The 22,300-nt window shown below is 36.3% G+C and carries 23 protein-coding genes; 22 read left to right on the top strand and 1 reads right to left on the bottom strand.

Annotated elements, in window-relative coordinates; all coding sequences use genetic code 11:
* Positions 1-27: 27 nt before the first annotated feature.
* Together JOD29_RS20735 and JOD29_RS09495 are read left to right on the top strand one after the other, a co-directional pair.
* Positions 28-1,305, top strand: coding sequence for a S9 family peptidase (locus tag JOD29_RS20735; RefSeq protein WP_338088300.1), 1,278 nt, complete (start codon positions 28-30; stop codon positions 1,303-1,305).
* Between the two features lie 185 nt (positions 1,306-1,490).
* Positions 1,491-2,132 (top strand): DedA family protein, encoded by a 642-nt coding sequence (locus tag JOD29_RS09495; RefSeq protein WP_124764379.1) that lies wholly within the window; start codon positions 1,491-1,493, stop codon positions 2,130-2,132.
* A gap of 54 nt (positions 2,133-2,186) precedes the next feature.
* Here JOD29_RS09495 and JOD29_RS09490 read toward each other — a convergent pair whose 3' ends face one another.
* Positions 2,187-2,963 carry an enoyl-CoA hydratase-related protein gene (locus JOD29_RS09490; protein WP_124764378.1) on the bottom strand — a complete coding sequence of 259 codons (777 nt, stop codon included), beginning with the start codon at positions 2,961-2,963 and terminating at the stop codon, positions 2,187-2,189.
* 152 nt (positions 2,964-3,115) lie between these two features.
* On the opposite strand from JOD29_RS09490, the gene JOD29_RS09485 reads away from it, so the two are divergent.
* The 20 genes from JOD29_RS09485 to JOD29_RS09390 all read left to right on the top strand — a co-directional run bounded on the left by JOD29_RS09485 (position 3,116) and on the right by JOD29_RS09390 (position 22,247).
* Positions 3,116-4,345: an EAL and HDOD domain-containing protein gene (locus JOD29_RS09485; RefSeq protein ID WP_124764377.1), complete on the top strand. Its 1,230-nt coding sequence runs from the start codon at positions 3,116-3,118 to the stop codon at positions 4,343-4,345.
* A 252-nt stretch (positions 4,346-4,597) separates the two neighbouring features.
* Positions 4,598-5,464 carry a YitT family protein gene (locus JOD29_RS09480; RefSeq protein WP_124764376.1) on the top strand — a complete coding sequence of 289 codons (867 nt, stop codon included), beginning with the start codon at positions 4,598-4,600 and terminating at the stop codon, positions 5,462-5,464.
* A gap of 210 nt (positions 5,465-5,674) precedes the next feature.
* Positions 5,675-6,025 (top strand): cytochrome c551, encoded by a 351-nt coding sequence (gene cccB, locus JOD29_RS09475; protein WP_124764375.1) that lies wholly within the window; start codon positions 5,675-5,677, stop codon positions 6,023-6,025.
* A 753-nt stretch (positions 6,026-6,778) separates the two neighbouring features.
* On the top strand, positions 6,779-7,717 hold the full coding sequence (gene hprK / locus JOD29_RS09470) for an HPr(Ser) kinase/phosphatase (RefSeq protein ID WP_124764374.1): 939 nt from the start codon (positions 6,779-6,781) through the stop codon (positions 7,715-7,717).
* Positions 7,718-7,760: 43 nt separating this feature from the next.
* Complete coding sequence (gene lgt, locus JOD29_RS09465) at positions 7,761-8,585, top strand: prolipoprotein diacylglyceryl transferase (protein WP_124764373.1); 825 nt, start codon at positions 7,761-7,763, stop codon at positions 8,583-8,585.
* 14 nt (positions 8,586-8,599) lie between these two features.
* Positions 8,600-9,541: a nucleoside recognition domain-containing protein gene (locus JOD29_RS09460; RefSeq protein ID WP_124764372.1), complete on the top strand. Its 942-nt coding sequence runs from the start codon at positions 8,600-8,602 to the stop codon at positions 9,539-9,541.
* Positions 9,538-10,176: a pyrophosphatase PpaX gene (ppaX, locus tag JOD29_RS09455; protein ID WP_124764371.1), complete on the top strand. Its 639-nt coding sequence runs from the start codon at positions 9,538-9,540 to the stop codon at positions 10,174-10,176. The genes JOD29_RS09460 and ppaX overlap by 4 nt, the downstream gene beginning before the upstream one ends.
* Before the next feature lie 4 nt (positions 10,177-10,180).
* Positions 10,181-10,693, top strand: a complete 513-nt coding sequence (locus JOD29_RS09450) for an acyltransferase (protein ID WP_124764370.1) — start codon at positions 10,181-10,183, stop codon at positions 10,691-10,693.
* Positions 10,694-10,895: 202 nt separating this feature from the next.
* Positions 10,896-12,065, top strand: coding sequence for an ATP phosphoribosyltransferase regulatory subunit (locus JOD29_RS09445; RefSeq protein WP_124764369.1), 1,170 nt, complete (start codon positions 10,896-10,898; stop codon positions 12,063-12,065).
* Positions 12,058-12,681 (top strand): ATP phosphoribosyltransferase, encoded by a 624-nt coding sequence (gene hisG, locus JOD29_RS09440; protein ID WP_124764368.1) that lies wholly within the window; start codon positions 12,058-12,060, stop codon positions 12,679-12,681. The genes JOD29_RS09445 and hisG overlap by 8 nt, the downstream gene beginning before the upstream one ends.
* Before the next feature lie 15 nt (positions 12,682-12,696).
* Positions 12,697-13,977, top strand: a complete 1,281-nt coding sequence (gene hisD, locus JOD29_RS09435) for a histidinol dehydrogenase (RefSeq protein WP_124764367.1) — start codon at positions 12,697-12,699, stop codon at positions 13,975-13,977.
* A 2-nt stretch (positions 13,978-13,979) separates the two neighbouring features.
* Positions 13,980-14,585 carry an imidazoleglycerol-phosphate dehydratase HisB gene (gene hisB, locus JOD29_RS09430; protein ID WP_124764366.1) on the top strand — a complete coding sequence of 202 codons (606 nt, stop codon included), beginning with the start codon at positions 13,980-13,982 and terminating at the stop codon, positions 14,583-14,585.
* Positions 14,582-15,229: an imidazole glycerol phosphate synthase subunit HisH gene (gene hisH / locus JOD29_RS09425; RefSeq protein ID WP_124764365.1), complete on the top strand. Its 648-nt coding sequence runs from the start codon at positions 14,582-14,584 to the stop codon at positions 15,227-15,229. The genes hisB and hisH overlap by 4 nt, the downstream gene beginning before the upstream one ends.
* Positions 15,223-15,981 carry an imidazole glycerol phosphate synthase subunit HisF gene (gene hisF / locus JOD29_RS09420; RefSeq protein WP_124764364.1) on the top strand — a complete coding sequence of 253 codons (759 nt, stop codon included), beginning with the start codon at positions 15,223-15,225 and terminating at the stop codon, positions 15,979-15,981. Before hisH ends, hisF begins: the two co-directional genes overlap by 7 nt.
* The gene (gene hisIE / locus JOD29_RS09415) at positions 15,978-16,610 is read left to right on the top strand and encodes a bifunctional phosphoribosyl-AMP cyclohydrolase/phosphoribosyl-ATP diphosphatase HisIE (protein ID WP_124764363.1); all 633 of its coding nucleotides are present in this window, start codon (positions 15,978-15,980) and stop codon (positions 16,608-16,610) included. Before hisF ends, hisIE begins: the two co-directional genes overlap by 4 nt.
* Positions 16,611-16,790: 180 nt before the next feature.
* Positions 16,791-18,317 (top strand): tetratricopeptide repeat protein, encoded by a 1,527-nt coding sequence (locus tag JOD29_RS09410; protein ID WP_124764362.1) that lies wholly within the window; start codon positions 16,791-16,793, stop codon positions 18,315-18,317.
* A gap of 104 nt (positions 18,318-18,421) precedes the next feature.
* Positions 18,422-19,369 carry a thioredoxin-disulfide reductase gene (gene trxB / locus JOD29_RS09405; RefSeq protein WP_124764361.1) on the top strand — a complete coding sequence of 316 codons (948 nt, stop codon included), beginning with the start codon at positions 18,422-18,424 and terminating at the stop codon, positions 19,367-19,369.
* Positions 19,370-19,887: 518 nt separating this feature from the next.
* The gene (locus JOD29_RS09400) at positions 19,888-20,346 is read left to right on the top strand and encodes an 8-oxo-dGTP diphosphatase (RefSeq protein WP_124764360.1); all 459 of its coding nucleotides are present in this window, start codon (positions 19,888-19,890) and stop codon (positions 20,344-20,346) included.
* Between the two features lie 31 nt (positions 20,347-20,377).
* Positions 20,378-21,271 carry an RNase adapter RapZ gene (rapZ, locus tag JOD29_RS09395; protein ID WP_420844552.1) on the top strand — a complete coding sequence of 298 codons (894 nt, stop codon included), beginning with the start codon at positions 20,378-20,380 and terminating at the stop codon, positions 21,269-21,271.
* Between the two features lie 4 nt (positions 21,272-21,275).
* Complete coding sequence (locus JOD29_RS09390) at positions 21,276-22,247, top strand: gluconeogenesis factor YvcK family protein (RefSeq protein WP_124764358.1); 972 nt, start codon at positions 21,276-21,278, stop codon at positions 22,245-22,247.
* The last annotated feature ends 53 nt before the right edge of the window (positions 22,248-22,300 follow it).

Raw genomic sequence — 22,300 nt, 5'->3', positions numbered from 1 at the left:
TTAGTTGATGTTGAAACTAAGGAAGAAATGGTTATTGTAAATCAGGATGGATACTTTGGTGGTGCAAGGTTTTCGCCAGACAATCGTTATGTAGCTTATGTGGGTAGTGACGATTCCTATAAAAACGCAACACAAGCTAGTTTATATATATTTGATACATTAACTAATATAACTCAGAACTTAACTGAAGGCATTGATTCTCCGGTGGGTGATTATGCTGTTGCTGATATCCAACAGGGGGTGAACGCACCATCTATTTGTTGGACTGAAACGAACGATTACTATTTTCGATTATCCTCAATGGGAGATGTTCGACTTTATTACGGAACATTAGATGGAGCCATATATCCAGCATCTCCTGAAGAAGAGCACATTTATGACTATGATGTTTCAAAAGGTGGCTTATTTGCTTTAGTTTGTGTTTCGAATCCCACTTCTCCTGGAGAATTGTATCATTACGAAATTACAACGGGGAATCGGAAAAATTTAACTCATTTTCATGATGCATTTCTTAATGAAGTTGAATTAGCAACTCCCGCACCAATTAGTTATAAGAGTGGTGATGGAGTAGATGTACATGGATGGATGATGAAGCCTATTCGTTTGGAAGAGGGAAAAAAATATCCCTTAATTGTTGAAATACATGGTGGCCCACATACAATGTATTCGAACACGTTTTTCCATGAGTTACAACTGTTAGCAGCACAGGGATATGGTGTGTTATATGTGAATCCTCGTGGTAGCCATGGATATAGTCAGACCTTTGTGAACGCGGTGCGCGGAGACTATGGCGGTGGCGATTATGAGGACATCATATCTGGGCTAGATTTTGCAATTCAAGAAAATAGCTGGATTGATGAGAGTCGACTAGGAGTAACAGGCGGTAGCTATGGTGGGTTTATGACGAACTGGATTGTTGGTCATACAAACCGATTTAAAGCAGCGGTCACACAAAGAAGTATATCCAACTGGATTAGTTTCTTCGGCGTTTCAGATATAGGGTATTATTTTACAGATTGGCAACTTGGCACTGATATGAGGAACCCAGAGAAATTATGGGATCACTCACCACTGAAATATGCTAAGAATATAGAAACGCCTTTATTAATCTTGCATAGCGAAAAGGATTTCAGATGTCCAATTGAACAAGCAGAGCAACTATTTATGACTCTTAAAACGATGAAGAAAGAGATAAGCTTTGTGCGCTTCCCTGAAAATAATCATAACTTATCACGAACAGGGACACCGAATCTTCGGATCGAACGGTTACGTCAAATCGTCAGTTGGTTTGAAAAATATCTTTAGCCTGCGGGGATGATATGATGCTAATGCATATTCATTATTAGGTATGGTTAAAAGAGGATTTAGAGATTATAATGAAAAATGCTTCTTAATATAGGTGCTAGCGCATTCGCTGAATGAACTGTTTCATTTTTTCAACTTCATTAGAACAGAAGCAAAATAAATTCATATTGAAAGAGAGAAGTATTATGTCATTTATACAGGGTCTAATTGACTTTATTCTACATATTGATGAACATTTAGTTGAGATTATTCAAGATTTCGGAATATGGTCATACGGAATTATTTTCTCAATTGTGTTTGTAGAAACTGGAGTCGTGATTATGCCATTTTTACCGGGGGATTCCTTATTATTTGCTAGCGGTGCACTAGCAGCTATGGATGCCTTCAATTTAGTTACATTAATCATAGTATTCTTTTTAGCAGCTGTACTAGGAGATACGTTAAACTACCATATCGGGAAAAAGGTAGGTTTAACGATTTCATCGAATTCATTTTTAGGTCGTATCATCAACCAAGAAAAAATGGATGCAGCACAAAGATTCTTTAATAAACATGGTGGGAAAACAATCGTCTTTGCACGATTCATGCCATTTATTCGTACATTTATCCCGTTTGTAGCCGGAGCAAGTAAAATGAATTATTCGTATTTTTTAGTTTATAACGCTCTTGGCGGTGCATTATGGGTGCTTATTTGTACCCTAGCTGGCTACTTCTTTGGGAATATCCCTGTTATTAAAGAAAACTTCTCAACCGTAATCTTGATTATCATATTTATTTCAGTATTACCGGCCATTATTGGCGCATTCCGTTCGAAGAAAAAAGTATAAGTAAGCACCATTCACACACATGTGAATGGTGTTTTTTCTATCTTTCCAGAAGCTTTATTTCCCTTTAAAATTTGGCTTCCTTTTTTCTGCAAATGCTTGAAGTGCCTCAATGCGATCTTTGGTTGGAATTGTTAGTTCGTAGGCTTTACGTTCAATTTGTAAACCTGTTTGTATATCAACCTTCATTCCTTGTTTTACTGCGAATTTAGCTTGATTAATAGCAATGGGTGCATTTTGCAATATAGATTGAGCGAAGAGATTAACCTCTTCTAATAGTTGTTCTGCAGGGACAATTTTTGTTAGCAATCCGTATTCCATTGCCTCTAAAGCCGATATACGTTTAGCTGTTAAAATAAGTTCGAGTGCTTTTGTTTCACCAATAATTCTCGGTAATCGTTGTGTACCACCAGCACCAGGGATGATGCCAAGGCTTGTTTCCGTCAACCCAATAGTAATATGGTCTGCTGCAAATCGGAAATCACATGCCAATGCTAATTCAAGACCCCCACCAAAAGCGTAACCATTCAGTGCACAAATTGTTGGTTGTGGTAATTGTTCAATTGACGAAAAAACTTCATTAAATTTATTTAGATTACGAATAACAAATTCATTAGGTAATGATTTTCTTTCTTTTAAATCAGCCCCCACTGAAAAGGCTTTATCTCCAGCTCCTGTTATGACAACAACGCGGACAGATGAATCAAGGTGAATGGTTTCAATAATTGTTTGTAATTCTAACAGTAATTCATAGTTTAAAGCATTTAATACATCTGTTCGATTTAGCGTGATGTAGGTAATATGATCCTTTTTATCTAATCTCACTATTCCCATCCTAACCCTCCTTTTATACTCTCTTATTGTTTTATGTAGTAGAATAATAGTTAGAATAGCGAAAAATGTATTATTATGAGTTATAATAAAATGCCTATAAATTTAACATTCATTTACAGTAATTATATTTACAAGAAAGAGAGGGTTTTTTTGTGGAAGTTTTTATCGGTAGGCAGCCTATTTTCAATAAACATGAGGAATTATTTGCGTACGAGCTTTTATATCGTAATGGATTTTCAAAAAATGCCTATCTGCACAATGACTCGGATGCAGCAACTGTAGACGTACTCATTAATTCATTTTTGTCTATTGGAATGGAAGAAGTTACAAAGGGCTTACCTGGATTTATAAATTTTACGGAAAACTTACTTTATAGTTCAGTATTTGACTATTTAGATTCCTCAAAAATTGTCATTGAAGTATTGGAAACTGTTCCTGTTAATATGAAATTAGTAGAACGATTGAAAGAACTAAAAAAGCAGGGATTTAAAATAGCACTAGATGATTTTCTTCTAGATGAACAAAATCAATTTTTTAATGAGCTTTTTTCTTACACGGATTACATAAAGGTTGATTTTTTAAATTCAACATGGGAAGAAAGGTTGAAAATTGAAGAAAGAGTAAAACTATTTTCACATATTCAGCTTCTTGCAGAAAAAGTTGAAACAAGGCAACAATTTGAGGTAGCAAAAGAATCAGGCTATACATTATTTCAAGGTTATTTCTTTGAACAACCTCAAATATTAGCTTCTACAGATATACCAGTCAATACTTTGCATTACTTCAAAATTTTGGAGTTGCTAAAAGAACAGGAACCTAATATTCCCTTATTAACTGAGTATATTGAGCATGATGTTTCGTTATCCTACAATATATTGAAAAAAGCTAATAATGCTATTAGTTCTTCAAAACCTAGAATTAGTTCAATAAAACAGGCAATTATGTTAATTGGGTTATCCAATTTACGAAAGTCGATTTACTTATTAGCAATGCGTGAAGGGAAAACACAGCCTGACACGGATGTGTTTAAAGAGGTTTTATATACTTCACTGTTTAGGGCAAAAGTGTGTGAAAGTGTTGCACTATTGAAATCAAAGCATAATTCCCCAGAATATTTCCTTGTGGGTATACTGTCGTTAATTGATACGCTGTTAGAGAGACCAATTGAAAAAATTCTACAAAGGCTCCCATTATCTGAGCATGTGAAGAAAACAATAAACCATGATCAGACAGAGATGACACCGTATTTACGATTTAGTATTGCTTTAGGTAAATTAAATTGTTCCGAAATTGAATTACTTGCAAAAGAGTTAAATCTTACATATGAAAACATAGAAAATATATACCGAGAGGCTACAATTTGGGCGGAAAGTTCTTTCTGAAATTAAGTTTTCTCCTTCTGTTATAATCTTGTGAATTTTATCTTCATTCAAGGACTTTTTATAATACATAGTATTTACTAGGACTCGTGGCATTGTTCTGCTATTTTGTTAATTAAATGAATGAGATGAATGAGAAAAATCTACATAGACGGTTTGACTACAAAACACTTTTGCCCAAACTTTTGCGCAATTTATTCAAAAGCATCTTAGTGGCATACAAGTCTAAAAATCATATTCCAGGTGGAGAAAATATTGAGAAAAAATAATAAGAATAAATTATTACTTTCAACGAATCATAATATTTCAGAATACATTTATGTATTACTCGGAGCATTCATTGTAGCGCTTGCATTTAATGGATTTTTGTTCCCTAACCAAATAGCTTCGGGTGGAGTAAGTGGGATTAGTACTATTTTATATGGCCTTTTTGGATGGAATGCAGGGCTAGTGCAGTATGCATTTAATATTCCACTGTTCATTGCGGGCGTTTTGACTTTAGGAAAAAAATTCGGTATCAAATCGCTTGTTGGTACACTGGCACTACCATTGTTCGTAATTCTTACTGAAGATTTAGCTCCATTAACGTCCAATCCCTTACTAGGTTCACTTTTTGGCGGAATTGTTGTTGGCTTAGGTATTGGAATCGTGTTTAAAGGGAATGCTTCAACTGGTGGCACCGATTTATTAGCACAAATTATAACAAAGTACACCGGTCTTTCATTAGGGACGAGCGTTCTCCTGATTGATGGATTCGTTGTTTTAAGTGCAGCTATCGTTTTTGATGTGGAAAAAGGTTTATATGCATTAATTGCTTTATTTGTCACAACAAAAACGATTGATATTGTTCAACTTGGTTTTAGTCAATCAAAAATGGTATACATCATTACCGAAAAGCCAGAAGAGATGCGCCAAGCGATTTATTCAGAAATCAATCGTGGGGTAACAAAAATGCCTGCCTTTGGTGGTTACACAGGGGAACAGCGAATCATGTTAATGGTAGTTGTATACCAAACCGAATTCACAAAGTTGAAACAAGTCATCAAAATCGTTGATCCAGCTGCATTTGTAATCGTTTCTGATGCCTATGAAGTATTGGGCGAAGGTTTCAAACGGGTGTAAGTTTGTTATAATTAGGAAGGTATTACTAAATTATCTTTATTCTGCAATAAAACCCATTTTAGAATGGGTACTTTTTTCAGTGGTGTTGTTAAATCGCCAACTGAATAAAGTAAACCCTCGGACAATTCATGATCTTAAATTGTTATTTAAATCACGACGTAATTAGTCGAGGGTAGTGATTTTAATATATTTTCTTGGAGGGAAATTATAATGAAAAAATCATGGTTAGCACTAGTATTCGGCTCTGCTCTTTTCTTAGCTGCATGTGGCGGTAATGATGAAGGTACGAACGATACAGACACTGGAACTGACGAAGGTACAACTACTGAAGAAACTGCTTCTGCTGATGGTGAAGCACTCGTACAACAAAACTGTACTACTTGCCATGGTGGGAACTTAGAAGGTATGGGTGGAGCACCAAAAATTGCTGATGTTGGTTCACGTCTTTCAGAAGAAGAAATTTTAAATGTAATCAATAACGGCCAAGGTGGTATGCCTCCTGGAATTCTTAAAGGTGAAGAGGCAGAAGCTGCTGCTGCTTGGTTAGCAACACAAAAATAATAACCTTGAACTGTGGCATATAATAATTGATGCCACAGTTTTTTTGATTATGTGCATGGGAATCAATGAGGATTTCCATGCTTTTTTTAGTGGAGTGCAGAGTGCGGTTTAAGGGAAGTTTTTTCCGTTAATGTAATAAACGGAGGCTTAGGAGGCCTAAATAAGGGAAAAAATTTCCGTTAACTGCTCAAAATAAGATGAATTTTAAGGATTTTGAATGAAATAAGGGAAAAAGGTTCCTTTATTTAAAGGGAAAATATAGGTTTTTAACAATATAAGGGAAAATTTTTCCGTTATTGTATTAAGTGGAGACTAAGAATTCTGAAATAAGGGAAAAAATTTCCATTAACTGCTCTAAATAAGGTAAAATTTAAAGATTTTGATGAAATAAGCGAAAAAGGTTCCTTTATTTTAACCCCAAAATAAGTTTCCTCTAATTTAAGCGAAACTGTTTCCGTTATTATCAAACCTAAAGCACCACGATTACCAAATAGGAATATTCACTCGTACTTTATGATTCTCTATGTTCCTCGAGTTTCCCAGAAATCATTGATCCCTCAAACAAAACTAAAATTCCCACAGCCAGCCCATTCCTTCCATTGAAACTCCTTGTTTTGAAACCCTTTAAAGAGTACCCATTATATGCAAAACGCCCACTTTTTTTACATTTAGACGCTAATTACATTTCAATTGCTATGTTACATGCTAAAATAGTTATTATATGTCAAGGAGAAAGTAAAGGAGTTTTACTTTATGATTCAAGTATCGACAAGAGATGTTGTGGAAAAGTTTAATTTAGCTGTAATTAGCGGCGAGGAGGGGATTGGCCGTTACATTACAACAAGTGATATTTCACGCCCAGGACTTGAGATGGCGGGATATTTTACACATTACCCTGCAAATCGAGTTCAATTAATTGGTAAAACAGAATTATCTTTTTTTGAAATGTTACCACAAGATGTGAAGATTGAAAGGATGTTAAAGCTTTGTTCAGAAGATACGCCTGCAATCGTCGTTTCACATAATATGGAGGCACCGCAGGAACTTATTGATGCATCCAATCAAAATCATGTACCAGTATTATTAACACCAATGAAAACAACGAGGTTTTCCAGTAGACTTACAAATTTCCTGGAAAGTAAACTTGCTCCACAAACAGCCGTGCATGGAGTATTAGTGGATGTTTATGGAATCGGTGTACTTATAACTGGGAAAAGTGGCGTAGGGAAAAGTGAGACAGCCTTAGAGTTGATTAAAAAAGGACATCGACTTGTAGCCGATGATTGTGTAGAAATTCGTCAAGAAGCAGAAAATCTATTGATTGGAAGTCCACCACCCTTACTAGAGCATTTGCTTGAAATTCGAGGAATTGGCATTATCGATATTATAACGCTATTCGGAGCAAGTGCTGTACGTCCATATAAAAGAATTACTTTAAATATCGAATTAGAAACATGGGATCCAGAAAAAACATATGATCGTCTTGGATTAGATGAAGAAAAAATGAAAATTATTGATACTGACATTACGAAACTGACGATTCCTGTTCGACCAGGTCGAAACGTTTCTGTAATTATTGAAGTGGCGGCTATGAATTACCGTTTGAAAAAACTAGGGGTTAATGCAGCGCAGGAATTTTCTCGTCGACTCGATGAAATGGTTTCCTTACATGATGAGATGGACGATTACTAAAATAAGACCTAAGAGTTGAAGTGTTCTTGAGAGGAGTTAATAAATGAATAATATTTTACTTGCCATTGACCCAATTGCTATTAGTATCGGGCCAATCGAAGTACGTTGGTATGGGATACTAATTGCCAGTGGCATCGTACTAGCGTATTTTGTGGCTCAAACCGAAGCAAGAAAACGAGGGCTAGCAGAAGACTTTTTTGCTGACTTATTAATATGGGCAATACCAATTTCGATCATTTCTGCACGAATTTATTATGTTGCGATGAAATGGGAGTTTTACGGAGCAAATCCCGGGAAGATAATTCAAATTTGGAACGGCGGAATCGCTATTCATGGTGCATTAATTGGTGCCGTGATTACAGCGTTTATCTTTTCGCATAAAAAAGGAGTTAGCTTTTTAAAGGTAGCAGATATAGCAGCTCCTAGTATATTAATAGGGCAAATCATTGGTCGCTGGGGCAACTTTATGAACCAAGAGGCATTTGGTGGTCCTGTTTCTAGGGAATTTTTAGAAAATTTAATGCTGCCAAATTGGATTATTGAACAAATGTTTATTGAAGAACTAGGCACCTATGTTCACCCAACGTTTTTATATGAATCTTTATGGAATTTAGTTGGGCTTATTCTTCTTCTATCACTTCGAAAAGTAAATTTACATCGAGGTGAAATATTCTTCTCCTATATGATTTGGTATTCAATTGGACGATTCTTTATTGAAGGAATGAGAACGGATAGTCTTTATTTAATTGGGGAATTACGTTCAGCACAGGTTGTATCTATTTTAGCGATTGTGATCGCCATTGTGGCAATTGTTTATCGTAGGCTGAAAGTGCGCCCTGTAGTCCGATATTTAGATAAAGATAAGTAAAAGGAGAAAAGAATATGTCTTCATTAAAAAAGGGGTTATTAGCGGGGGTCAAAACCACTTGGACATTAAGTAAGGTCATTTTTCCAATTACATTAATTGTGACGCTTTTGCAATTTACTCCGGTGTTACCGTGGGTTATTAATGTCATTGAACCATTAATGAAGGTATTGGGTCTTCCAGGGGAAGCGGCCATTCCATTAGTATTGGGAAATGTTTTAAATCTATATGCAGGTATTGCAGGGATCTTATCGCTAGAACTAACTGTAAAAGAGGTTTTTATTTTAGCGATGATGTTATCCTTTTCCCATAACTTATTTATTGAAACTGGGGTTGCACTTCGAGTTGGAGTGAAATTATGGATTGTCCTTGTGATTCGTCTTGGTCTTGCTTTCCTTTCTGCACTTGTCATTCGATTCTTTTGGCATGGTGGAGAAGAAGTCGCTAAATATGGTTTAGTTCAAGATCAAAGTGTAGACCCCAATGGTTGGGGAGAGATTTTTTTATTAGGACTGGAAAAAGCTAGTCTAGGCGTGTTGCAACTAGCATTAATTGTTATTCCGTTAATGGTCATTGTTCAGTTTTTAAGAGATCTTCACTATTTAGAGAAATTCTCACAAAAATTTACGCCTGTTACAAAGTTATTAGGAATACAACCGAATGCTTCGATGACGCTAGTTTCTGGTTTGGTTGTTGGGTTAGCCTTTGGTGCTGGCCTCATGATTCAAGCAGTAGAAGAGGATGGAGTAAGTAAAAAAGATGCAACGTTGGTTTTCATATTCTTAGTCGCTTGTCACGCAGTAATTGAGGATACATTGATATTTGCACCACTTGGCATACCAATTTTGCCATTGCTGCTTATTCGTTTAGTTACGGCTTTGGTTCTAACGATTGCAGTATCTTATTGGTGGAAAAAAGCAGAATTAAAAGCTGTAAGAAATGAGGTTACCCAAGTATGATTAAGGCATTATTATTCGACTTCGATGGAACATTATTAGACACAAATGATCTAATAATCCGTACATTTATGCATGTTTTAGAAGACAAATTTCCTGGGCAATATTCGCCACAAGATTGCATAAAATTTATTGGTCCGTCATTAAAAGAAACCTTTGAACAAATTGCGCCAAACGAAATTGATGAAATGATTGCGAATTATCGCTTATGGAATAGAGAACATCATGACGAATTGGTAACAGAATTCGACGGAGTTATAACAACACTAGAACAACTAAAAAATGAGGGAATCCGACTAGCAATTGTTTCTACTAAAACAAGAGATATGATTGAGCGTGGGTTAAATGTTATGGGGGCTACTCATTTATTCGAATTAGTAGTTGGTTCGGATGATGTCCAACATGTTAAACCCCATCCAGAGCCTATTTTATTTGCATTAGAAAAGCTTGGGTTACAAAAAGATGAGGCCATCATGATTGGTGATAATTCTCATGATATAGAAGGCGGAAAAAATGCTGGAGTTCGAACGGCAGGTGTCGCCTGGTCACTTAAAGGTGAAGATTTCTTAAAACAATTTAACCCAGATTATATGTTGCACCATATGACTGACTTATTTGCAATCGTTAAGGAGCCATGATCTGATGAGGAGAACAAAAGCGTATAAAGTTCAAGGACCCAATTCATTATGGAATGTTTATGACACTGTGCCATTTTGGAAGGTTGTAAAATGTTTTATCTTTATACAAATTGGTCGAGTAACACCCTCAATGAGATTAAAAAACTGGATTTATCGCACGTTTCTTAAAATGAAAATTGGCAAGGAAACTTCACTCGCTTTAATGGTTATGCCTGATACGATGTTTCCGGAACGTATTACAATCGGTGACAATACAATCATCGGATTTAATACAACCATCTTGGCACATGAATACTTAATAGAAGAGTATCGCTTGGGTGATGTCATAATAGGAAGCAATGTGATGGTTGGTGCGAATACAACCATATTACCAGGTGTAGAAATTGGCGATGGAGCGATTGTTTCGGCAGCTACACTGGTCCATCGTGATGTCCCGGCAGGATGTATGGCTGGAGGGAATCCGATGCGGATCATATATACAGCAGAACAACTTGCGGAAAAGAACAAGAATAGGTAAAGCTTATGAAAAGAGGGTCGATCCATGGTTAGTATGGCGGCCCCTTTTTATATCTAGACTACTATTTAAACAATGGGTAAACAATATGAATAAAGTCATTGACTAGTGCAGGATAGTTTTGTAAAATTACTTTAACAAATTACTTCTCTAGTTAACTAACACTCTAGTGTACTAAAGTAAAAATGGTAGGATGTGTAAACATATGTCGTCAATTAAAATGTTTGAAAAACCATTAGGAATGCGTGATACATTACCAGCAATATATGAAAAAGTAGAAGCCGTACGACAAACAGGTCGCAATTTTTTACGTGGTCATGGGTTTGATTTTATTAAAACTCCATCCCTTGAATATTACGATACAGTTGGTAAGGCATCTGCGATCTATGACGCTTCTTTATTTAAACTTGTAGATAGTCAAGGGAACACACTTGTTCTACGTCCGGATATGACAACTCCTATTACACGAGTTGCAACTTCAAAATTATTAAAAGAAAAAATACCTCTAAGATTAGCTTACTTTGCAAGTGTTTTCCGTGCTCAACAAACTGAAGGTGGAAGACCAGCAGAATTCGAGCAAATGGGTATTGAAATTATAGGAGATAAAAGTGTCTTTGCTGATGCAGAAGTTATTGTTACAGCAATCCAGTTAATGCAAAGTTATGGTATTGATTCATTTAAGATTACGATTGGCCATGCAGGGTTATTAAATTGTATTTTAAGTGATTATACAGATCATAAAGAGCAAGAACATAAATTACGAACTTTATTAGTTGAACGAAATTATGTTGGATTTGAAGAAGCGGTCGAGTCATTTGACTTACCTAAAACAAAATCAGATGCTTTACTACAATTTATTAATGAAGCAACGAATATTAAAGCAATCGAAGATATTGAGAAATATGTGAGAAAAAATGATGCACTTGTATACATGCAACAGCTTGCAAATCTAATTGAAACTGCTAATCTATCGCAATATGTTTCATTCGATTTTACACTTTCAAGTCATATGAACTATTACACAGGTATGTTATTTGAACTGTTTGCTGAAGGTAGTGGCTTCGCAATTGGTAATGGTGGTCGTTATGATGGTTTACTAAATCATTTTGGAAGTGAAGTAGGTGCAACGGGCTTCGGTATTCGTGTCGATCGACTTTTAGAAGTATTACCAAAATTTGAGGTTGAAGAAGAAACAGTTGCCGTAATCTTTGAAGCAGAACTGTTTACGAAAGCACTTCAACTTGCAAATGAATTACGTCAACAAGGAAGCCTTGTTACTCTACAATCCAAAGATGGAATTGCCGATGAAAAAGCATTTGCACTAAACTTTAATAGAACTGTTTATGTCAGCCAGGAGGATTTAAGCAATGAATGAATTAACGATTGCCATGCCAAAGGGACGAATATTTGAAGAAGCCTATCAAATGCTGATTGATGCTGGTTTTAATTTGCCAGAAGAAGTTGAGATGTCTCGTAAACTAATGATTGAAATTCCAGAAGAAAAAATTCGTTTTATATTAGCAAAACCAACGGATGTACCTGTTTATGTTGAACATGGGGTTGCTGATATTGGGATTGCTGGAAAAGATACATTGTTAGAACTGAATCGCAATGTACATGAACTTCTAGATTTAAAAATTAGTAAATGCTATATTGCATCCGCAGGTCTACCTAATACACAAATGAATGAAATTGCACCAAGAATTGCAACAAAATATCCAAACATTGCAATGAGTTATTATAAAGAAATGGGCGAACAAGTTGAAATTATCGAATTAAACGGATCAATTGAACTTGCGCCAATGATTGGATTAGCTGATCGTATTGTTGATATTGTTTCAACTGGTAGAACATTAAAAGAGAATGGTCTAGTTGAATACGAGCATATTACAGATGTATCTTCACGCTTAATTGCAAACCCTGTAAGCTATCGAATGAAGAGCGAACGTATTCAGGATTTAGTTTCGCGTTTGAAAAAACTAGTCAATTAGAGAGAAGGGCAACATGTGAATATTACGAAATTAACTAACACGATTTCTTTAAAACGACAACTTGAAAGTGGCAACGAAGAACAACTTCGCACTGTAAGAAATGTATTACAGGATGTACGTGAACATGGTGATGATGCCCTTCGAAAGTACACAGAAATGTGGGACGGGGTAAAAATCGATAATTTCCGTGTAACAGAGCAAGAAATTGAGGAAGCCGTAAATAGTTTCGACCCTCAATTGAAAAAAGATTTAGAAGAAGCAGCGGATAATATTCGTTATTACCATGAACAACAAAAACGCGAAGGATATCAATTGCCTTTAGCAGATGGTTCTTGGTTAGCTCAACGTATTACACCACTTGATGCGGTTGGACTTTATGTGCCAGGTGGTTCAGCAGCCTATCCATCTTCAGTATTAATGAATGTAATACCTGCACAAGTTGCAGGGGTTAAACGAATCATTATTACTTCACCAGCAGGCAAGGACGGAAAATTACCAGCTGCTGTACTAGTAAGTGCTGCGATTCTTGGCATTACTGAAATTTATAAAGTGGGTGGAGCACAAGCAATTGGTGCTTTAGCCTATGGAACAGAAACAATTCTTCCAGTTGATAAAATTACAGGTCCAGGAAATATCTTCGTAGCCCTAGCAAAAAGAGAAGTCTTTGGTGAAGTGGCAATTGATATGATCGCTGGCCCAAGTGAAATATGTGTATTAGCAGACGAAACAGCCTATGCGGATGAAGTAGCAGCGGATCTTTTATCACAAGCTGAACACGATGCATTAGCATGTGCGGTATTAATTACGACAAGTGAAAAACTGGCAGAAGAAGTTTCACAACAAGTTGAGAGTCAATTATCACAACTTCCACGAGAAGCAATTGCCCGTAAAGCAATTGAGAACTTTGGACAAATTTATATAGCTGAAACTATGACGCAAGCGATTGAAGCAGTTAACTCACTTGCACCTGAACATTTAGAAATCGTAACTAAAAATGCAGAAGAAGATTCCCTACAAGTTCAGCATGCTGGGGCGATTTTCTTAGGACGTTACAGTTCAGAGCCAGTTGGAGATTATTTTGCTGGAACAAACCACGTATTACCAACAAATAGTACAGCTCGATTTGCTAGTGGATTAAATGTAGATGATTTTATCAAAAGAACAAGTGTTGTATATTATAGCGAAAAAACTTGGGAGCAAAATGCACCTAAAATTGCACGTCTAGCACGTATGGAAGGCTTAGAAGGCCATGCACGTGCAGTTGAATCACGCGGATGGACTAAAGGAGAAGAATGAACATGACTGAACAAAAAAGGCGTTATGCTAAAATTGCACGTAATACAAACGAAACAAAAATTAGCGTAGAATTAGATTTAGACGGTCAAGGACAAGCGGAAATTAATACGGGTGTTCCTTTTATGGACCATATGCTAGATTTATTCGTTAAACATGGTTTATTTGATGGAAAGATTTTTGCGGATGGGGATACACACATCGATGACCATCATACAACTGAAGACATTGGGATCGTATTAGGACAAGTAGTACGAGAAGCATTAGGCGATAAAAAAGGAATTAAACGTTACGGAAATGCATTTGTGCCAATGGATGATGCATTAGCGCAAGTTGTAGTTGATTGCTCAAACCGTCCACATTTAGAGTACCGTGTAGAACCACAATTAAATGCAAAGGTAGGTACTTTTGATACAGAGCTTGTTCATGAGTTTCTATGGAAGTTTGCATTAGAAGCACGTATGAATGTCCATGTTATTGTGCCATATGGTCATAACACACACCATATTATCGAAGCAATATTTAAAGCTTTAGCAAGAGCAATTGATGATGCGGTACAAATTGATCCTCGTGTTAAAGGAGTACCGTCAACGAAAGGATTGTTAACGTGAAAATAGGTGTAATTGATTACGGTATGGGGAATTTATTTAGTGTGGAACAAGCACTAAAACGTTTAAATTGTGAAGTGATCGTTTCTTCTGATGAAACGGAGTTAGATTCAGCAGATGCTATTATCTTACCGGGTGTTGGCGCGTTTCCTGATGCAATGAAACGTTTATCGGAAACAAACTTAGATGTGTATATTCGAAAAGTAAAAGATTCAAATAAACCGCTACTTGGAATTTGTTTAGGGATGCAACTACTGTTTGAAGAAGGTGAAGAAGTTGCCCCAACCAAAGGATTTGGTTTCTTTAAAGGGAAAATTAGTAGATTTTCTGGAGAAACTTCTGAAGGCGTAGCATATCGTGTACCACATATGGGATGGAATACGTTAGAATTTAGTTCTACACCTAACTGGCTAGAAGGCAAAGAATTCCCAGAAAGCCGTCACGTATATTTTGTTCACTCATTCTACGCGGCTAATATTGATCCTGAACAGCTTGTGGCAAGTGCGGATTACTATGATATGAATGTTCCTGGAATTGTACAATCTGGATCAGTGACGGGAATGCAGTTCCACCCTGAAAAATCTGGCGAGTTTGGCGTATTTTTACTAGAACAATGGTTAAACGGTGTGGGGGTGCAAACATGTTAACGAAGCGAATCATTCCTTGTTTGGACGTAAAAGAAGGTCGTGTTGTAAAGGGAATACAATTTGTTGAACTTCGTGATGCTGGAGATCCAGTTGAATTAGCGAAATTCTATGATGAACAAGGTGCAGATGAACTTGTATTTCTAGATATTTCTGCTTCTCATGAAGGACGAGAAACAATGGTTGATGTTGTAAGAAAAACGGCTTCAGCTCTTGCAATCCCTTTTACAGTTGGTGGTGGAATTCGAACGTTAGATGATATGAAACGAATTCTACGAGCTGGTGCTGATAAAGTATCAGTGAATACATCGGCACTAGAAAGACCGGAACTAATTAAAGAAGGCTCTGATTATTTTGGGGCACAATGTATTGTCGTAGCGATCGATGCGAGATATAGTGAAGAAGACGGTACATGGATGGTATATACACATGGTGGCCGTAATAAAACGGAGTGGCAAGCTGTTGAATGGGCAAAAGAAGCTGTTCGTTTAGGTGCTGGTGAAATCTTACTTACAAGTATGAACCAAGATGGTGAAAAATCCGGGTTTGACTTAGGACTAACAAAAGCTGTTCGAGATGCAGTAACAGTTCCAGTAATCGCAAGCGGTGGAGCAGGAAATGCAGAACACTTTGCTGAAGTGTTACAAAATGTCGATGCGGATGCAGCACTTGCAGCATCAATTTTCCACTATAAAGAAACAAGCGTAGCAGAAGTAAAAGCTTACCTGCGCAACAAAGGAGTATGTGTCAGATGATTGAAGGTTTAAAATTCGATGAAAAAGGTCTTATTACTGCAGTAGTACAAGATGCACAATCGAAAGAAGTATTAACGGTTGCATATATGAATGAGGAATCACTTCAAAAAACAATTGAAACGGGTGAAACATGGTTTTACTCTCGTTCTCGCGAAGAACTTTGGCATAAAGGTGAGACAAGCGGTAATACGCAAAAAGTGGTCTCTATTAAAGCCGATTGCGATCAAGATGCATTAGTTGTTGAAGTATTACCTGCGGGACCAGCATGTCATAACGGTACAACTTCTTGTTTTACTGAATCTGTTGTTCAAAACGATAAAGTTGGTTCTGTAGACATCATTCCACAATTAGTTGACATCATCCGCCAACGTGAAATTGATATGCCTGAAGGGGCTTATACTACATATTTATTCGAAAAAGGGATCGATAAAATCTGTAAAAAAGTCGGTGAAGAAGCAACAGAAGTTGTAATTGGTGCGAAAAACCGCGATGCAGATGAAGTGAAATGGGAAGCAGCTGATTTAATTTATCACCTATTAGTTTTACTTCAAGAGCAAAAAATTAGTGTTTATGATGTCCTTGAAGTTCTAAAAACACGACACGAAGAAAAACGAGCAAGTACGAAATAATAAGGTTTAGCTCCAATTACTCCACATCAAAGGCCATCATTTTGCTGGCGAGGGGAATTGGAGCTTTTCACTTTACATATGCTGATTAATTAAATTATGTTATAATAAATATAATTTTGATTGAGGAACGGAACGGTTTTACGGTTACGTTCCTTATTTTCATGTTTCGGAGGATTTATCTTGGAAAATAAACGTCAGAAAGAAAAAGAGAACAACATCGTATCGTTTATTCCAAATGGTGATTATTATTTTAATAAAGCGCTAAAAGCTTTAGAACGAGACCAAATGGAAAAAGCTTATAAATATATGAAACGCGCAGCAGAATTAAGTCCAGATGATGCACATGTATTAATGCAATTCGGGATACTAGAAATGGAAGCGCAAAATTTTGAACAAGCATATGAATTGATTCATACTGCATATAGTTTAGATCCGAACGATTCAGAGACGGTATTCTTTTTAGCAGAAATTTCAGGTTATATGGGGATGGTTCAAGATGCTAAGAAATACGCTGAAAAGTATTTACAAATGGAACCAGATGGCATGTACATTGAGGAAGCTGCGGAAATTTTAGAATACCTTGAATTTGATGTGTACGACGATGAGGAACTTACTGAAGAAGACTCTGGTAAACTAATTGGCCAAGAAAAAGCACGTCGCTTAATGGAGAAGGGTCAATTTTATGAAGCAATTGAAGTTTTAGAACAATTGGTAGAGGAATTTCCAGATCTTTGGCCTGCTTACAATAATTTATCGCTAGCATACTTTTATGTAGGAGAGATCGAACAAGCCAAAGCACTGTTAAACCATGTTTTAAGAGAAAATCATGGGAACTTACATGCGATCTGCAATTTGGCAGTGATTGCTTATTTTGAGAAAAACGAATCTGAATTGAATTCCCTTCTTGAAATATTGAAAAAGGTAAATCCCTTTGATTGGGAAAATCGCTACAAGCTTGGTGCAACATTAGCATTAGTCGGAGAATACCACTTAGCGTATAAATGGCTGCGTAGTATGGATAAACGCGGCTATAGTGGGGACACAGCATTTTACTTTTGGTTAGCCCAATCAGCATATTTCGCTGGGCACGAGGACGTTGCTAAAAATACTTGGAAAATCTTAGTTGGGATGGACCCTTCAAAAGAAGGCTTTGAACCTTGGTTAAATGTGCCGGATAAAACAGATGAAGATTCCATCGAACATAATCGAGAAGTAATAATCGAAAAAATAAATAGTCAATATAGTGCACACCGAATGTTTGGCTTTTTCTTATTAAGCAAATCAGCTTTTAAACAAGAAATCATTGCACATCCTAAATTAATCGATCTCACAAAATACAGTGGCATTGAAAAATTATGTTTAGCTTATGCACTGAATCATCAGTTTAATCGTAATAACCAGTTAGAAAAGCACTTTGCTCGTGCAATGGAAGTGGCTGAAAAATTATACGAAAAAAGCGGAAATGTTACGTTAGAAACTCAGTATTTGTATCAAATGTGGTTTGTACTATGTGAAAGAGCATTAAAAGAAAACTATACATTTAAAAATGTGAACGCTTTGGCTGGGGCAGTTGAATTTATGTTCTACTCTACGATTAATAGCAAAAAAGTGACGAAAAAGTTTTATGCAGAGCGTTACGGCGTGTCCGTTTCAACATTGACTAAGTACGTGGACAACCTTATTGGCTATTTACCTTTTGATAAGTAGGCAAACTATTTGAAGTTCGACCATCTTTGACATACGATAAATATAGAAAGAATTCAAAATAAAAAATGGCGAAGTTTGTAATATATTTATAGGAGGAAGTTTTCATGTCTGAAGAAAAAATTTATGATGTAGTGATTATCGGAGCAGGTCCTGCTGGAATGACAGCTGCAGTTTATGCGTCTCGTGCTAACCTATCAACAATTATGATTGAGCGTGGGATTCCAGGTGGACAAATGGCAAATACAGAAGAAGTAGAAAACTACCCTGGTTTTGATACAATTTTAGGACCTGAACTTTCAACAAAGATGTTTGAACATGCGAAAAAATTCGGTGCAGAATATGCTTATGGTGATGTTTCAGAAATCATCAATGGCGAAGATTACAAAATTATTAAAGCAGGCTCAAAAGAATATAAAACTCGTTCCATTATTATTACAAGTGGTGCAGAGTATAAAAAAATGGGTATCCCAGGCGAAAAAGAGCTTGGTGGACGTGGCGTAAGTTATTGTGCAGTATGTGATGGCGCATTCTTTAAACAAAAGAATTTAATTGTTGTTGGTGGAGGAGACTCTGCAGTTGAAGAAGGCGTGTACTTAACACGTTTTGCTGACAAGGTAACAATTGTTCATCGTCGTGATCAATTACGTGCACAAAAGATTCTTCAAGATCGTGCTTTTGCAAATGAAAAGGTTGATTTTATTTGGAATAATACAGTAAAAGAAATTAACGAAAAAGACGGTAAAGTAGGTAGCGTTACTCTTGTAAATACAGTTGATGGAACGGAACAAGAAGTTCAAGCGGATGGCGTTTTCATTTACATCGGTATGATTCCGTTAACAGCTCCATTCCAAAACCTTGGGATTTTAAATGAACAAGGTTATATTGTAACAAATGATAAAATGGAGACATCTGTAAAAGGTATTTTCGCAGCTGGTGACGTTCGCGATAAAATGCTTCGTCAAATTGTAACTGCAACTGGTGACGGAAGTATTGCTGCTCAATCTGCACAACATTATGTAGAAGAATTAAAAGAGAAAATTAGCCAATCTTAATTTAACTTCATTCAGTAGTCCTTTTAGTGGTAAACTGACTGCAAAGTTTAATAATACTTGGGAGTTAAGACTGAAATTAATGAACTCAGACTAAGAACGCCACGTCCTGTGGCAACGTCTGAGTGACCAACATCTTGTTGGCCTAAGCTCGATAAAATCTGGACGCAAATACGCCAAGGCGTATTTGATATGTGGTTTTAATTTTCTTGTAACTTCACTGCAATAATGAAGGGATATACTAAAACGTATAGCTTAACCCCCTTTTTTATTCTCATTTGGTTGTTTCCAAGCGTAAGTGGAAACAACCATTTTTTTATTTGTATTCATCGAAAGGACGATTGAGGGCTTTGTGTTAAATGAAACGCCTCCTGTAATCCTTTGATGGCTTTATCAATTGCGCGATTAATCGGGATACAACTTCGCCATTATGCAAATGATGAATGTATTACTTTGAAAGAAATAGATAGTAAAAGGTATAATAATATTTATGGAGCAACAATAGAATTGAGGTGTAGTTAATGCAGAGAATTGCAAATTTATTAGCTATTCAGGATGGGAAAGTGTTACTTTTACAAAAACCAAGAAGAGGTTGGTATGTAGCGCCAGGCGGAAAAATGGAAAGTGGCGAATCAATTTATGAGGCTGCAGTGCGTGAATTCAAGGAGGAAACAAACGTTACTCCGAGTAATGTTCAATTAAAAGCTGTATATACGATCATTATTAAAGAAGATGACGCTGTTGTAGACGAGTGGATGTTATTTACATTTGTTGCCAGAGGTGTTGAAGGTACACCGTTTGATGAAACAAGAGAAGGCAAGCTAGAATGGCATACAATTGAAGACCTAGATAAGCTTCCGATGGCAGAAGGAGATCGAACAAATTTATTATTTGCAGCCTTAAAAGAAGGCATTCAATATGGTACATTTGAATATACAAAGGATTTTAAACTTCTGAGTTCGAGAATACAGACGTCCTAACAACAATATAGACGCAACATTAATGAAGGAGATGGTAAACATGGGGGATAGTAAAAACTATTCGCATGAAATAGTAGTAATTACTGGCATGTCTGGAGCGGGGAAAACTTTGGCTGTTCAGAGCTTTGAGGATTTGGGATATTATTGTATTGATAATTTACCTCCTGCTTTACTCACTACTTTCTTAGCATTAATGAAAGAGTCAGAACGTAAAATTACTCGAGTAGCAGCAGTAATGGATATGCGTGGGAGAGAGTTCTTTGATTCACTAGTTGATGCACTAGATCAATTAGAAAAAGAAAAAGACGTAAAAACTCGTATCTTATTTTTAGATGCTGATAATGAGACCCTTGTACGCCGTTACAAAGAATCAAGAAGATCTCACCCATTAGCACCTCAAGGATTACCGCTAGAAGGTATTAAAAAAGAAAGAGAGATTCTTGCTGAATTAAAAGGTCGCTCTAAACATGTTTATAATACATCCAATTTGAAACCAAAAGAATTACGTGAACGAATTGGAGAAGAGTTCTCAGATTCAAATAGGCCTAAATTTTCTATTAATGTTATGTCTTTCGGATTTAAAAATGGAATTCCAATTGATGCAGACTTAGTTTTTGATGTGCGTTTTTTAAAAAATCCTTATTATGTTGAGGAATTACGTCATAAAACAGGTTTACAAGAAGAGGTTTCTTCATATGTATTAGCAACAGAAGAAACACAAGAATTAATTACTAAATTAACTGATTTATTTAATTTTATGGTTCCGCAATATATAAATGAAGGAAAACCTCAGCTCGTCATTGCATTTGGTTGTACAGGGGGACAACATCGATCTGTAACGCTAGCTGAATATTACGGTAACCTCTTAAGTAATACCTATAAAACTATTATTACACACCGTGATATCAATCGCAGAAAGGATTGATGTAATGTCAAAAAAGAATAAAATGAAAATTGTAGTGATCGGAGGAGGGACAGGACTTTCCACGTTACTGCGCGGATTGAAAAATTATCCCTTTGAAATTACTGCCATTGTAACTGTCTCGGATGATGGCGGTTCATCTGGCAGACTTCGTGATGACTACGATATACCACCTCCAGGAGATATACGAAATGTGATTGCGGCTCTTTCAGATACGGAGCCTTTAGTTGAACAAATGTTCCAATATCGTTTCGCAAATTCTGTAGATTTAGGTGGACATTCATTAGGTAATTTAATGCTTACAGCGTTAACAGATATTACTGGGGATTTTAGCCATGCAATTGCTGAAATGAGTAAAGTATTAAAAGTACATGGTAAAGTCATTCCATCTGCAAATAAAAAAATTACGTTACATGCTGAATTGATGGATGGAACATCGATTGAAGGAGAATCAAAAATTCCTTCCTCAAATGTCCCAATTAAACGCGTATTTTTAGTCCCAAATAACGTGAAACCGCTTCCGGAAGCAATTCGTGCAATCGAAAAGGCGGATTTTATTTTAGTAGGACCAGGTAGCTTATATACAAGTATTATTCCCAACTTACTAGTCAAAGAAATTGGAGACGCTGTGATCCAAGCTAAAGCTCGCAGAATTTATGTATGTAATCTAATGACACAAAAAGGGGAAACGGTTCATTACAAAGCAGCGGATCACGTTAGCGCAATTTACAAACATGTAGGTCAACCATGCTTAGATGCAATTCTAGTAAATGATGTAGATTTTCCTATACCAATCAAAGAAAATTATAAAGAAGAAAATGCAGAACCGGTTTTACTAGATATTGATAAACTAGAAAGTTTGGGATTAGAAGTTATAAAGAAGAATATCGCGACGATTCAATCAGGTGTAGTTCGGCATGAATCAAATAACATTGCCAAATGGTTAGTGGATTATGCGGAAAAATTTAACGTAAGATAGATATACCTCATTTAGGGTTGTATATGTTATGATTATTCTCATACATATTTTGA

It is taken from the genome of Lysinibacillus composti, from assembly GCF_016908465.1.
GTDB classification, from domain to species: domain Bacteria; phylum Bacillota; class Bacilli; order Bacillales_A; family Planococcaceae; genus Ureibacillus; species Ureibacillus composti_A.
This window is presented reverse-complemented; position numbering and strand designations above follow the sequence as displayed.

What these genes read in the sequence shown, in the direction of transcription:
- JOD29_RS09460 (WP_124764372.1), top strand. Translation starts at nt 8,600, where the DNA reads ATGTCTTCATTAAAAAAGGGGTTATTAGCGGGGGTCAAAACCACTTGG.
- hisF (WP_124764364.1), top strand. Translation starts at nt 15,223, where the DNA reads ATGTTAACGAAGCGAATCATTCCTTGTTTGGACGTAAAAGAAGGTCGT.
- JOD29_RS09390 (WP_124764358.1), top strand. Translation starts at nt 21,276, where the DNA reads ATGTCAAAAAAGAATAAAATGAAAATTGTAGTGATCGGAGGAGGGACA.
- trxB (WP_124764361.1), top strand. Translation starts at nt 18,422, where the DNA reads ATGTCTGAAGAAAAAATTTATGATGTAGTGATTATCGGAGCAGGTCCT.
- cccB (WP_124764375.1), top strand. Translation starts at nt 5,675, where the DNA reads ATGAAAAAATCATGGTTAGCACTAGTATTCGGCTCTGCTCTTTTCTTA.
- rapZ (WP_420844552.1), top strand. Translation starts at nt 20,378, where the DNA reads ATGGTAAACATGGGGGATAGTAAAAACTATTCGCATGAAATAGTAGTA.
- hisB (WP_124764366.1), top strand. Translation starts at nt 13,980, where the DNA reads ATGACTGAACAAAAAAGGCGTTATGCTAAAATTGCACGTAATACAAAC.
- JOD29_RS09400 (WP_124764360.1), top strand. Translation starts at nt 19,888, where the DNA reads ATGCAGAGAATTGCAAATTTATTAGCTATTCAGGATGGGAAAGTGTTA.
- JOD29_RS20735 (WP_338088300.1), top strand. Translation starts at nt 28, where the DNA reads ATGGTTATTGTAAATCAGGATGGATACTTTGGTGGTGCAAGGTTTTCG.
- hisG (WP_124764368.1), top strand. Translation starts at nt 12,058, where the DNA reads ATGAATGAATTAACGATTGCCATGCCAAAGGGACGAATATTTGAAGAA.
- ppaX (WP_124764371.1), top strand. Translation starts at nt 9,538, where the DNA reads ATGATTAAGGCATTATTATTCGACTTCGATGGAACATTATTAGACACA.
- JOD29_RS09490 (WP_124764378.1), bottom strand. Translation starts at nt 2,963, where the DNA reads ATGGGAATAGTGAGATTAGATAAAAAGGATCATATTACCTACATCACG.
- JOD29_RS09495 (WP_124764379.1), top strand. Translation starts at nt 1,491, where the DNA reads ATGTCATTTATACAGGGTCTAATTGACTTTATTCTACATATTGATGAA.
- lgt (WP_124764373.1), top strand. Translation starts at nt 7,761, where the DNA reads ATGAATAATATTTTACTTGCCATTGACCCAATTGCTATTAGTATCGGG.
- hprK (WP_124764374.1), top strand. Translation starts at nt 6,779, where the DNA reads ATGATTCAAGTATCGACAAGAGATGTTGTGGAAAAGTTTAATTTAGCT.
- JOD29_RS09445 (WP_124764369.1), top strand. Translation starts at nt 10,896, where the DNA reads ATGTCGTCAATTAAAATGTTTGAAAAACCATTAGGAATGCGTGATACA.
- hisIE (WP_124764363.1), top strand. Translation starts at nt 15,978, where the DNA reads ATGATTGAAGGTTTAAAATTCGATGAAAAAGGTCTTATTACTGCAGTA.
- JOD29_RS09450 (WP_124764370.1), top strand. Translation starts at nt 10,181, where the DNA reads ATGAGGAGAACAAAAGCGTATAAAGTTCAAGGACCCAATTCATTATGG.